Origin of the sequence: Desertivirga xinjiangensis, from assembly GCF_024436435.1 — a bacterium.
Lineage (GTDB): Bacteria > Bacteroidota > Bacteroidia > Sphingobacteriales > Sphingobacteriaceae > Desertivirga > Desertivirga xinjiangensis.
The window spans coordinates 742,127-754,908 of the sequence record NZ_JAFMZP010000001.1 but is presented as its reverse complement, the minus strand read 5'-3'; the positions used below and the strand labels follow the sequence as shown (position 1 = coordinate 754,908).

9 protein-coding genes are annotated in these 12,782 nt (G+C 44.3%); 5 read left to right on the top strand and 4 right to left on the bottom strand.

Annotated features, from left to right (window positions below; genetic code table 11):
- Positions 1-11: 11 nt before the first annotated feature.
- The 4 genes from J3P37_RS03125 to J3P37_RS03110 form a co-directional block, all read right to left on the bottom strand.
- Positions 12-1,631 (bottom strand): RagB/SusD family nutrient uptake outer membrane protein, encoded by a 1,620-nt coding sequence (locus J3P37_RS03125; RefSeq protein ID WP_256009539.1) that lies wholly within the window; start codon positions 1,629-1,631, stop codon positions 12-14.
- A gap of 11 nt (positions 1,632-1,642) precedes the next feature.
- Entirely contained in the window at positions 1,643-5,041 is a 3,399-nt protein-coding gene (locus tag J3P37_RS03120; RefSeq protein WP_256009538.1) for a TonB-dependent receptor, read from the bottom strand.
- A 179-nt stretch (positions 5,042-5,220) separates the two neighbouring features.
- Positions 5,221-6,405, bottom strand: a complete 1,185-nt coding sequence (locus J3P37_RS03115; RefSeq protein ID WP_256009537.1) for a FecR family protein — start codon at positions 6,403-6,405, stop codon at positions 5,221-5,223.
- 75 nt (positions 6,406-6,480) lie between these two features.
- Complete coding sequence (locus tag J3P37_RS03110; protein WP_256009536.1) at positions 6,481-7,068, bottom strand: RNA polymerase sigma factor; 588 nt, start codon at positions 7,066-7,068, stop codon at positions 6,481-6,483.
- 173 nt (positions 7,069-7,241) lie between these two features.
- Between J3P37_RS03110 and J3P37_RS03105 the strand changes: the two genes are divergently transcribed.
- From J3P37_RS03105 to J3P37_RS03085, 5 genes are all read left to right on the top strand, one after another.
- Complete coding sequence (locus J3P37_RS03105; protein ID WP_256009535.1) at positions 7,242-8,396, top strand: acyl-CoA dehydrogenase family protein; 1,155 nt, start codon at positions 7,242-7,244, stop codon at positions 8,394-8,396.
- Positions 8,397-8,406: 10 nt separating this feature from the next.
- Positions 8,407-9,867: a sensor histidine kinase gene (locus J3P37_RS03100; RefSeq protein WP_256009534.1), complete on the top strand. Its 1,461-nt coding sequence runs from the start codon at positions 8,407-8,409 to the stop codon at positions 9,865-9,867.
- Between the two features lie 177 nt (positions 9,868-10,044).
- Positions 10,045-10,470, top strand: a complete 426-nt coding sequence (locus tag J3P37_RS03095) for a lipocalin-like domain-containing protein (RefSeq protein WP_256009533.1) — start codon at positions 10,045-10,047, stop codon at positions 10,468-10,470.
- Positions 10,471-10,668: 198 nt separating this feature from the next.
- On the top strand, positions 10,669-11,865 hold the full coding sequence (locus J3P37_RS03090; protein WP_256009532.1) for an ATP-binding protein: 1,197 nt from the start codon (positions 10,669-10,671) through the stop codon (positions 11,863-11,865).
- 201 nt (positions 11,866-12,066) lie between these two features.
- Entirely contained in the window at positions 12,067-12,705 is a 639-nt protein-coding gene (locus J3P37_RS03085; RefSeq protein WP_256009531.1) for an HAD family hydrolase, read from the top strand.
- The last annotated feature ends 77 nt before the right edge of the window (positions 12,706-12,782 follow it).

Here is a 12,782-nt window from a genome sequence, read left to right as displayed (position 1 = left end):
AAATAAATTGTTTAGTAACCGGGATTTGGTTCCAGCGGGCTCAATTCTATATCGGTTTTAGGAATCGGGAACCAGATCTTAGCGGCTTTAACGTTTGCCTTTATCACCGGGACAATACTGTTCCAGCTTCCTAAATTATTGCTTAAGCCGTTAAGCGCTGATTCGTATCTGCCGAAACGGATCAGGTCAATCCTGCGCCAGTTTTCGAAACACAACTCGCGCGAACGCTCATCTATAAGCTCATCTATGAAATTGGATTTCATGTAAGCGGTGGTGAGAGCATCGATATTGTCAGGATTGGAGCGTTCACGTACTTCCCATAGACGAGCCCGCGCACCTGCTTCGTCGCCTGTAAAGTATTTGGCTTCTGCGTTAAGCAATAATATGTCAGCATAGCGCAGCAAGATCACGTTAGCATCTGACCATGCACTACCATTAGAGATGGTTTTGCCGGCAGGATCGCGGTAGCGGAACTTGCCCACACAATAATTTCCGTTAAGCGGATTGTCACAAGGATACGGCTTGAAATAGCTTACACCTTCCACTGTTTCTTTCGGGCCATCTGTGGCTACATAAGTAGTGAGGTTATGTGTCCGTCGCGCGTCGCCAGCATCATATTTAAAAAACATTTCACCGGTAGGCCTGAACCAGCCGTAGCCGCCGCCTGCCTGACTTGCACCAATAGGGATCTGCCAAAACAGCCAGAGGTTATAGTTACCGTTGGGCGAATTTAACAATGACAGCACACTGAACAACGATTCTTCGCTTTGCGCCTGCTTGGTGCTTTCCCGGAACAGGTAATCATAATGGTCAGTCAACTTATATTCACTGTAGGTGATGATATCATTGGTAACCGTTTTAGCCTGGTTGTACATATCGTCTTTATCCACCCAGTCGAAACTATTGAGTGCAAAACCCAGGCTGCTGCCCACCGCGTTGTTTTTGCAGCTGGCGAGGTAAGTATACACTTTAGCCAGGAAACCTGCGGCAGACCATTTGTTGGCTCGCCCATCTATACCGGCTCTGTCGGGCAGGTTCTGGTAAGCATTATTTAGATCGGCTATGACAAATTTAAACACTTTTTGCAATGGGTCACGCTGCTGTTCGGGTGATTGTACGGAGGTCTCATAAACCGGAACAGCACCATACATCATACCGAGGTACATATAGATCAATCCCCGTATAAAACGCGCTTCGCTGATGATCTGCTGGCGGCGTGGTTCAGGCACGTTCGCTTTGTCGATATTCTCCAGCAAATAATTTACACGGTTCACGCCTGCAAATAAAAAGAACCAGTTGTACCTAATGGTGGGATTTTGGCTGGTCACCTCGGCAGTGCCGAAGGGAGCATAATTGGGATCTGTAAATCCGTTCTGGGTAAGCAGCTCATCCGTTCCGGCGCTGAGCATAACGGGCATCTTTACCACAAAGGTTTCGCCAAAGCCGGTATTCTGTATGGAGGTGGCGTTGAGTATGCTATAGCAGCCCGTAAGGCCGATCTCAGCATCCTGTGGTGTTTTATACAGGTTTTCGACGGTATTAAATGAATAGGGTTCGGTATCCAGATATTTTGAACAGCTTACGCCAAAAAGGGAAATGCTGATGATGAGGCTATATATGTACTTTTTCATGATGTGTTAAATTAGAAACCAACATTTAAACCGATAGTATACACTTTGGCGCGGGGATAAGAAAGCCTGTCAAAGCCGGGCAGCAAAGCATTTTCCGACTGTATTTCGGGATCAAAACCGGTATAGTTTGTCCAGGTGATCAGGTTTGATCCGCTCACATAAACGCGGGCGCTGCCTACCCCGATGGTTTTGGCCAGCCGGTCGGGTATACGGTAAGCCAGCAATACGTTTTTGAGGCGCAGGTACGAAGCGTCTTCGACATAATAGCTTGAGGCGAGCGTGGCTGTTTTGTTGAAGCTGCCAAAATCCCCGTAAGTGTTGGTAGGATTTGTTGGCGACCAGCGGTTGTGGAAGAAGTCTTTGCTGATGTTCATGTACGTGTGCAGCACGCCGCCTTCCAGCTGGTATCTTGACGCGTTGAATATCTCTGCACCGTAGGATCCTTCAAAAAACACATTCAGATCGAAATTTTTATAGCGGAAGGTATTGTTGAAGCCCCCAAAGAACTTCGGCGCGCTCTGGCTGATGGTTGTCCTGTCATTATCGAGATCTATAATGCCGTCGCCGTTCAGATCTTTGAATTTGAACGAGCCCGGCGCTACATTCACACCTGCAACTTTTACAACGCCTTCTTTGATATCATACAGGCGCTGGTCATGCGGAATGTTTGCATCACTGTTGTTCTGCCAGGTAAACTCATCCAGCTGGTACACGCCGTCGAACTCATAACCATAGGCTGTTCCTATCGGCTGACCTACGGTTACCCTGCCCACATCCTGTATCCAGCCGCTGCTCATAGTGATCGGTATAAAACCGATGTTGCCGATATCGCGAACCTTGTTACGGTTGCCACTGATATTAAAGTTAGTCTGCCAGTCAAAATCTTTGGTTTGTATGTTCCTGGTAGAAATCTGTAGTTCCAGACCTTTATTATCCACCCGGCCCAAATTCTGCCATTGTGTATTATAACCAGTTCTTCCGGGGACATAAGCCGGCAGCAACATATCATTTGTACGCTTGCTGTAGTAATCGAGGGTTAACTCTACGCGGTTTTTAAATAAGCCGATATCAAGGCCCGCATTGTATTGCGTAGTGTTTTCCCACTTAAGTTCCCGGTTCTGACTTGAACCTGGCGCCAGTCCAAGCTCCCCGTTATAAAAGGAATTTTCAAGACGTGCCAGGTAACGGAACGACTCGATGCGTTCATTACCGGTTTGTCCATAAGTCAGTCTCAGTTTCAGCTTACTCAGAAAATCATTGCCTTTCAGGAACTTTTCTTCTGAAGCCAGCCAGGCATAAGCAAATGAAGGGAAGTAGCCAAACCTGTTTTCCTTACCAAACTTGTCGGAGCCGTCTGCACGGAATGTTGCGGTGAACAGGTGCCTGGTCAAAAGCGTATAATTCAACCTGCCGAAATAGGACAAGCGGCGGTTCACGTCGCGGAAGGAACCGGAACCTTTTGCGGTGGTACCTTTGGAGATATCATCAATACCGGTAGACTCATCCATAAAGTTGGATTTCTGAACGGAGAACCATTCGTAGGTATTTTGATTGATTTCACTGGCGACCATCACATTCAGGTAATGGTTTTGGTTGATCCACTTTTCGTAAGTCAGTTGATTGGTGTTAAAGAGTGTTGTGGCTTTTTGGTCCTGGATAATGCCCAATCCGTTATCCCCTACTCCCCAGCTTGTCTTTTTACCATAAAACTCTTTAGTTTTGGATGTGGTGAGTATGCCGCCGCCTGAGATGTTCAACGTCAGACCCGGAATAAATCTATAGTTAAGGTACGCGCTAATGTTATCCTGTACCGTTGTATTTTCTTTATAGGCATTGTCGATCATGGTTACCGGGGATATGTAAGCACCGCCTCTGTCGAACACCGGGTCGTAAAACTCTACCGGTTTCGAAATGATCAGGTTTTGTACCACGCCGTTAAACAGGTCGCTACCGCCTCCGCTCTGGCTTGCACCCGATGCGCCGGTAGTGGTGGTATTCAGGTTCAGTCCTACTTTCAAACGATCGCTGAAGTCCTGGTCTAACCGTAACCTTCCGGTATATCGTTTAAAGGCGTTATTCCTGACGATCGCGCCCTGGTCCAGGTAACCCAAGCCCGCTGCGTATGATGTTCTATCCTTTTTGCCGTTCAGTGAAATATTATGGTTATGCGAAATACCCGTCTTTAATGTTTCATCCTGCCAGTCGTGCTTCTGGTAAGTATTGAGGTCGACTGGTTGGTCCATCTCATCGTATAAACCGTCTTTGTTCGTATCATTATAAAAGAATATAGTATTGGGTCCAACTACCCGGCGATAGTCGATGTACTCGTCGGCACTAAGCACACCGAGTTTTTTGGTGATGTTTGAGAAACTGGAAAAACCTTCATAGTCAAGTTTTGGTGCACCTGCTTTGCCGCTCTTGGTAGTGACAATGATCACACCGTTGGCGCCGCGGGATCCGTATATAGCTGTCGAGGAAGCATCCTTCAGCACATCGATAGACTCAATATCATTAGGATTGATGCTCGCCAGAGGATTAGCCTGCGTTTTTACCCCAACACTTGCAGTACCAACCGCATTATCACCGGCAACATAAGGTATGCCGTCGATCACAAAAAGCGGGCTGGTGCCGCCATAGATTGAATTGGCGCCTCTGATGGAGATGTTCAAAGCAGCTCCCGGTTCACCCGATACCGAGGAAATCTGCACACCGGCTAGTTTGCCCTGTATTGCTTCCTGGAAAGAGGTCACCTTGCTTCTGGCTATCTCCTCTGATTTAATACTGGAAACAGCGCCGGTAAGATCACGCCTGTTTACGGTACCGTAGCCGATCACCACCACTTCAGAAAGTTTGCTGATTTCCGGCGCCAGGCTGACATTGATCTCGGTGTTACTGCCCACCAGCCTTTCCTGGCTTACAAAACCCATGAAAGTGAACACCAGGACTGTGTTTTCGTCGGGCACATTGATTTGGTAGATACCATGGTTGTTGCTCACAACCGCTGTCTGCATATTTTTGATCCTGACAGTAACGCCGGGCAATGGCTGACCTTTTTCATCGCTGACCTTACCGGTTATAGTAATGGCAGCTGCGCCTGGTTTTGAAGACAAAGATTTTGCTTTCCTTACGATGATGATATTGTTCTCAACGATAGTGTAATCCAGCGCCTGCCGGCGTAGTATATTCGTCATCACCTCCTCTATGGAGCCATCCTTAATCACAGCGTTTACTTTTTTGGCGCCGGCGATCATTTCCGGGTTGTACAGAATATTAAAACCGCTTTGCTTCCTGATTATTTTGAACGCCTTTTCCAGGGAGACCTCGTTGAAGGATAAATTTAGTTTTTGAGCATAGGTTGCAGCACTGACTTGCATAAAGGTATCCAATAACAACACGAGGGAAAGCTTCATTACGAGCAGAAATTTAGGGACACAGGTTCTCCACCTGCAATAAATTGCATTGAATATTTTATACATTTGTATAGTTTTATGGTTAATTGTGGTCTACAACAGATATTTGCCTGATTAACTCTGAGCTAATGCAGATCAGGGGTGCTCGAACACTCCTGATTTTTTATTTTAGATAAATCTTACTCCATAACGATCACCCTCCTTCCTTCGATCTTAAAATGTACGACACCTGTAAGTTCTATGGTTTTCAGAAGTTTCCCGATATTTTTAAAGCGCGCTATGGTTCCGCCGATTTTTTTGTCGGCCATATCCCCCTGGTACTCGACCTCGATATCATACCATTGTGCAATAGTTTCCATCACCTCCTTTATGTTTTGGTCGCGAAACAGGAAATACCCGTTACGCCAGGCTATAGCGTCGGCAGCGTCTACATCCTGTACAAAGATTCCCTTGCCGTCACTAATTACGGTAGCCTCCTGGTCGGGCCTGATGACCACCTCGCGCGCTGCTGCCGATACTTTGACGGATCCTTCCAGCAAAGTTGTGATGGCTTTTGCCTGCGGGTACGCGCTGATGTTGAAGTGGGTACCTAATACTTGTACCTTGCTCAGGGCAGTGCTCACGATAAAAGGTTTTTTCTCATTCCTGGCGACCTCAAAATAAGCCTCACCGGTTACTTGCACTTCTCTTACAGCACCGGTAAAGGCAACCGGGTAGGTAAGAGATGAATTGGTGTTTAACCACACCCTGGTACCATCTGCCAGCACTACCTGGTAATTGGAGCCTTTGGGTGTAGCGATGGTATTATAAACGATGGCTTCCGGCGACTGCGCGGGTGTATCCTGATAGTACAAAGCACCAGCTTCCTGCGTGATGCTATAATCGCCCTGACGGGCTATAGTGCCCGAAGAATCCTTATCCAGCAGTACGCGTGAACCGTTAGCCAATACCAGGATCGCCCTGTTGCTTCCCATATCTATCTTATCGCCTTTGGTGTCAACGGCGATAGTGTTTTTTGCGTTTTTAAGGGGTGCGTCTTTGCTGAGGTAAAAAGAAAGTCCCAGGCCAAGTATGATGACAGCTGCAGCAGCATATTTCAGGAACGGGGGCCTAATTACTCGCCCCCGTTGTAAATCTGAAGAATGTATACCGCCAGCATTGATGATCTGATCATATAAGCGATCCTTTTCTTCAGCAGGCCTTACTGCAGGAGGTATAGCCAGTCCGGCTTCTTCAATAAGATCCAATAAGTCCGGTTCGGCAGACACATCATGCATGTAGTATGATAGCTCGTCCAGTTCATCCGAAGTTATACGGTTCTGTAAATATCTGTTAAGAAGGAAGGTTATTCGCTGTCGGTCCATGATCGGCTTTATATAGGGAATTCGCGTGTGCCGCTAACAAGGACTAGTGCTCTTGAATTTTTTTTTAATTATTGATCAGCGGGTGATGATCAAGAGCCACATGCATAGCAATCCATGCTCATTTAGTTGCAGTCGCAGATTTTTCAAGGCGGCCACCAGGTGATTTTTAACGGTATTTCGCGATAAGTTAAGCCTGTCGGCTATTTCATCAAATGAAAGTCCTTCGACGCGGCTTAATTTAAACACCAACTGTTGCTGAGGCGGCAAACGTTCAATGGCTGCATTGGTGATCTGTAAAGCGTCATGATACAGCACAGCTTCCTCGGTATCATTAGCCAGTTCCGACATCCTGGACATTAATTGCTTTTTTAACGCTGTCGTACTCGTCATCTTCCGGAAATGATCAAGTATCCTGCGACGGCATACCGTAAATAAAAAAGGTTCGATAGCCTTTGCTGTATCAAGCGAATCCTTTTGCATCCAAAGCGCCACAAAAGTTTCCTGCAGCACTTCTTCGCATAGCTGCTTTTCTTTTAAAAAGGAATATGCAAAACCATACAGCCCGGGATAACACTGTTCATACACGAACCGGAACGCAGATTCATCGCCGTTCTTTAAACGCAGAATAATATCAACATCCGGTTTAAATGTTTTTGAATACATCAATAAATGGTTAGTTAGGGCATGTGGCTGCCCAAATGTATTTAATATGTTACTTAAAACAAAAAATTGAAAGAATAATTTTGACTGCGGGGGATTGGCACACTCTAGAGATATCACATTACTCATCCGCTGTGCTTGTTAAACATTCATCCCGTTTTTCGTATTCTTATAGTATGACTGTTGAACAACTCTTAATAAAGGCAACAACGATAGCAAACGAAGTTGTGGTGCGGGAAGCTCCCAGGGCTGATAAAGAAGGCCTTTGGCTGGCAGAAACTATGCAGGCTCTTAAAGAAAGCAAGCTAACGGGCCTGGTTGTTCCCAAATCATGCGGTGGCCATGGCCATGGTTTATATGCTCTGGCCCGGCTTTCAGAGGAGCTGGGAAAAGCCTATTCTTCTGCAGGATTGTGTTTTGGAATGCATTGTGTTGGCTCCGCTGTGATCGCAGCAAAAGCCACCGCGTGGCAAAAAGAGAGTTATCTGGAACCTATTGCCCAGGGTAAACATATTACTTCGCTGGCTTTAAGTGAAACGGGCACCGGTGCTCATTTTTACTTTCCCCAGACCTCGCTGATTGCGGTTACAAAAGACGAGTTTATAATTAACGGATCAAAAACATTCGTTACTAATGGCAGCCATGCCGATTCGTACGTGGTTTCCACCATGGGTGCCAGCCATGATGCCGATCCGGATCAATTTTCCTGTGTTGTATTAGATGCTGATAAGCCTGGTATGGACTGGGGAAGAGAATGGGATGGCTTAGGCATGCGCGGTAACTCATCAAGAAGCCTGCTTTTAAACGATGTTCATATAGCTGGAAAGAGCATACTGGGAGAGCCAGGCGACCAGCTTTGGTATGTATTTAACGTGGTGGCACCATATTTTCTAATTGGCATGTCGGGCACCTATCTGGGTATAGCCGAAGCCGCACTAAAAGAAGTGATCCGCATTTTATCCCGCCGTTCTTACTCCTACAATGGAACAAATCTTTCCTCTGTTTCCATCGTTCAGCACCGTTTGGGTACTATTTACACAAAAGTGGAGCGTACCCGTCGCTTAGTATATCATGCCGCTGTAGCTGGTGATAACGGCGACGCTGATGCCTTGCTTGCTATTATGAGTGCAAAGGCCGACGTTGCCGACTGCGTAGTGGAAGTGGTGAACGAAGTAATGACTTTGGCCGGGGGGATAGGTTTTCAAAACAATTCCTATTTAGGAATGCTTTTAAGAGATGCTCGCGCTGCCCATGTGATGTCTCCCACCACAGATCTGCTTAACACCTGGATAGGAAGAGCTTTATTGGAACAACCCATTTTGGGTGATTAACTGTAAAGATTTGAAAATTTCTTATATAGGCTTTGGTGAACTAATTGACAGCCTGGAATCAAGATTTAAAAAAGCGGCTATCCAGGCAGTGGATTTCGTGGAGTTTGTAGATTCTGGTGTTAACACTGAGACGCTTAAAGAGTCGGACCTACTCCTGATTGGACCGCTGGCAGTGAACCCCGTAAAAATAATACACAATATCAGTCGCCATGATAGGTTATTAGCTATCGTGATACTACCTTTTCCGGAACAACTGGTAAAGGCAAAGCAAGCCATTTTGTTTAGCCCGGGAATCGGCACCAATGTTCTCATAACAGCTTATTCGGCGGACGATTCTGTTATTGCTGTATTGCAAAATGCGGCCCGAAAAACTGCTCAACGGAGAAGTTTTAGCCGTGTCCAGCAGCACATCAGCATGCCCGCACCTACCCAGGTAAACCACTTTCCGGTGAAGAACCTTGAAGTGTTTTTTGAAAAATTGCCGGTATGTGCGGTGATCTATGATGAAAATGAGGTGATTCTAAGTTTAAACTCGTGTGCTAAAGAGGTATTAGGGAAACATTTAACCCATTCGGACAAACATTATTTACATGAGTTTTTGTCTGTAAACCAGGATAAAGCCAATCCCGGGCAGTATGAACCAGTGGAGATCAACGGCAGGTTCCTGGATATTAAAGTAACCTCATTTAGTGATGAAAACAAGGAACGCTTTAACATTATGCTTCTTAACGATCTCACCGATAAGAGACTGACGGAACAAAAACTACACGAGCGGATAAACCTGCTCGAAATTGCAAACCAGGATATGGAGCAGTTTATCAATGTGGTGTCGCACGATTTCAAAACACCGATCACGTCCATATCTCTGTTAACTGAACTTATCTTAAAAGGGGGCATGCCCCAGGAAAAACAACTTGAGTTTATTAAGAAGATCAGACAGTCATCTGATAACCTGAAAGCTCTGCTACAGGGGCTGATAGTGCTTATCGATACCAAACGCGTTCCCTCTGATAAGCTTGAACACTTAAAGTTTGAAGACGAGCTGCTTTTTATAATGAAGCAATATGAAGATCTGCTGCAGGAAATAAACGCAGAAGTGGTATACGACTTTTCGGGTCGCGAAGAAATAATCTACCTGGAAGCTCATTTAAAAAGCCTGATCAGCAATATGTTGAGCAATGCGGTAAAATACCGGAGCGCAGAAAGACAGTTGCGGATAGTGTTTAAAACGCGTCAGGAGAAAGGATACGTAGTATTGAGTGTCAAAGATAATGGGATAGGAATTGACCTGAAAAAGAATATGGACAAATTATTCAATCCCTTTAAACGCTTCACTAACCAGGCTTCGGGAACCGGTCTGGGTTTAAGCCTGATCAAAAGAATGATTGAAAGGAACGGCGGCTATGTGGAAGTGTTGTCAAGTCCCGGTGAAGGAACTGAATTCATTATTTTCTTAAAAGAATACACCTAACCGGGGGTATGTTAGTGCTGTTTGTTCTGTTGGTTGTGCTAATTCTGTTGATTGTTTGAGGTGAACTTTGTCGTGAATTGACGTGAAAATACCGAAATGTGGGTATATAGAAAGCGGGAATAATGGTGTATCATTGCACCTTCGTTTTAGAATGATAATTTTTAACTAAAAAACACAATGAAAAAACAGAATTTCCTATTTCTGATGTTTGTTGCCGTGACGGTGGCTTTCTCTTCTTGCAAAAAAGATGACGATGAAAATAACAGTGCGAAAATCGTTGGAAAGTGGAACCTTAAGAAAGAGGTTGAGAAAGAGTATAAGAACGGTCAGTTAATCGAAACTGATGAGTATTCTTATGAAGCTGGAGCTTATGTAGAGTTTAAAAGCAACGGTACTGTGGATTGGAATGACGATGGATCTGATCCGGAAATTTATTCTTACCGTGTTGATGGGAACAAATTAACGCTTATTGAAGATGATGATACGGATGTTTATACGATTGAAGAACTAACCTCTTCGAAACTTGTTATATCTGAAAGTGATGAGTATACCGAGGGTAATGATAAGATAAAAGAGGTGTATCAGTACGTTATGGAAAAGTAATTGATTAAATTATTTATAGATAATAATGACAAAGAACGGGCGCCTGAATAAGGGGCCCGTTCTTGTTTAAAAGCTTAAAATGTATAGGCCTGCGAGGTAAAGACGTTCAAGGGGCAAGGACTTGCTCAAATAAAGCATTCATTATTTTGCACTTATTTAATTCAATTTTACTGTATTTTTGCACGAAATAAATGCAAAATGGAGACATTGCAAATTAAATCTAATATTGTAATTCAGGATCAGTCAATGGATATTATCCGGGAACAGGGCCGGCTAATAGACTGGAATGACCGTTTAATCGGCATTGTGGGCGCGAGAGGTACCGGCAAGACTACGCTGATGTTGCAGCGCCTTAAAGAACAATACGGCTTTAACAAGGAAGCTTTATATATCACAATGGATGATATATATTTCACTTCCCATACTTTGTCTGACCTCGCTGTTACGTTCAGGCAACAAGGAGGGAAAATACTATTTATTGACGAGGTACATAAATACCCCGACTGGGCGAAAGAAATTAAAAACATTTACGACTTCTACCGGGATCTGAAAATTGTATTTACAGGCTCTTCGGTGATTGACATATCGAGGAAAAATGCTGATTTAAGCAGACGTGCTGTCCAGTATGAATTAACAGGTCTTTCATACCGTGAATTTTTACAGTTTTCCGGAATCGCCGCTCCTAAAAGGAGCTCTTTAACTGACCTTCTGAAACACCATGTGGAGATCGCCCATGAACTCATGAAGGATTTTAAGCCTCTGAAACATTTCGGCGACTATCTCAAATTTGGCTATTATCCTTTCTTTATTGAAAACATTCACACTTATCACATGCGTATTGAAAGGGTGGTACGATTGATCATTGAAGAGGATCTGCAGTTTATAAGTGGCTTTAACCCCCACCACTCCAGGAAAGTCTATCAACTTTTATATATTCTGGCTACCAACGTTCCTTTTAAACCAAATATCTCGAAACTGGCAGAAAAGACCGGTATGAGCCGGAATATCATTGTAGAGTATTTGTACTACCTGGAAGGTGCTCGTTTAATTAATACGCTATCTGCTGCCGGGCGTAGTACAAGTATTTTACAGAAGCCAGATAAGGTATTCCTGGAAAATACAAATCTTTCTTATGCGTTAACACCTGAAAATGCAGACAGGGGAACAATCCGCGAGGCTTTTTTTATGGGGCAGCTTAAGAACTCCAAACACGATATAAAACTTCCTTCAAAAGGGGACTTTTTGGTTGATGATAAATATACTTTTGAAATTGGAGGAAAGGCAAAATCAGGCAACCAAATCAATGGCATTGAAGAGTCGTTTATTGTTGCGGATGATATAGAGGCTGGAATATCGAATAAGATTCCGCTCTGGCTATTTGGGATGTTGGGCTGAGGAGGGTGTTGAAGTGCCAGGGAGTCTGGAGACTCCTTTCATTTAAGAATCCTTAGACACCGCTGCGCTGAAGTCTAAGGACAGGGTTTAAGTGAGGAACAACGAGGACAGGGGGTGAGACAAGGGTGAGACCGGGCTAAATTTAAAATTTAACTTTAAAATTTAGCTTTAAACCTCAACTTCCCCCCTACCTTTGCCGTTATGAATTTCATTAAAAACATCATCTTCGATTATGGGAACGTAATCTTTAACATAGACTTCAATAAAACACAGCATTCTTTTACTGAATTGGGTATTAAAAATGTGGAACGTTTCTTTGCTCATGCAGGCCATGATCCTATTTTTAATGAATTTGAGAAGGGCAATATATCTTCGGCTGAGTTCAGGGATGGTGTGAGGCGCATAAGTGGGGAGCCCGGTTTAACTGACGATCAAATCGACAATGCCTGGAACACGCTGCTGATTGGGGTGCCTCCTGTTAACCATGAAATTTTGCTGAAAGCCAAAAAGCAATACCGCACCTTCCTGTTAAGCAATATCAATGAGATCCATATGGATTATATTAATGATTACCTGAACCGGGAATATCATATTGAGTCGAACGATGTATTTTTTGAAAAGGTTTACTACTCTCATCTTATCCGAATGCGCAAACCCGACCGCGAGATCTTTGAGTTTGTTGCAAGGGACAGTAATCTGATTCCTGAAGAAACCCTTTATATTGACGATAGTCCGCAGCATTTAAAAACTGCTCAAGAGATGGGTTTCAATACTTATTTGATGACAAAGGATGATAGTCTTGAAAAATACATGTACCGTGAAGGATTGTTAACAAGCTGATTGTCTTCAGTGAACTGAAAGACTCCCAGATAATGTGGAGGTCTTTGCTGCTTGATTTGAACGAGTGATAAACAAAT

Coding starts and splice junctions, on each gene's coding strand:
- J3P37_RS03090 (WP_256009532.1), top strand. CDS start 10,669: ATGGAGACATTGCAAATTAAATCTAATATTGTAATTCAGGATCAGTCA.
- J3P37_RS03125 (WP_256009539.1), bottom strand. CDS start 1,631: ATGAAAAAGTACATATATAGCCTCATCATCAGCATTTCCCTTTTTGGC.
- J3P37_RS03115 (WP_256009537.1), bottom strand. CDS start 6,405: ATGGACCGACAGCGAATAACCTTCCTTCTTAACAGATATTTACAGAAC.
- J3P37_RS03110 (WP_256009536.1), bottom strand. CDS start 7,068: ATGTATTCAAAAACATTTAAACCGGATGTTGATATTATTCTGCGTTTA.
- J3P37_RS03120 (WP_256009538.1), bottom strand. CDS start 5,041: ATGAAGCTTTCCCTCGTGTTGTTATTGGATACCTTTATGCAAGTCAGT.
- J3P37_RS03085 (WP_256009531.1), top strand. CDS start 12,067: ATGAATTTCATTAAAAACATCATCTTCGATTATGGGAACGTAATCTTT.
- J3P37_RS03095 (WP_256009533.1), top strand. CDS start 10,045: ATGAAAAAACAGAATTTCCTATTTCTGATGTTTGTTGCCGTGACGGTG.
- J3P37_RS03105 (WP_256009535.1), top strand. CDS start 7,242: ATGACTGTTGAACAACTCTTAATAAAGGCAACAACGATAGCAAACGAA.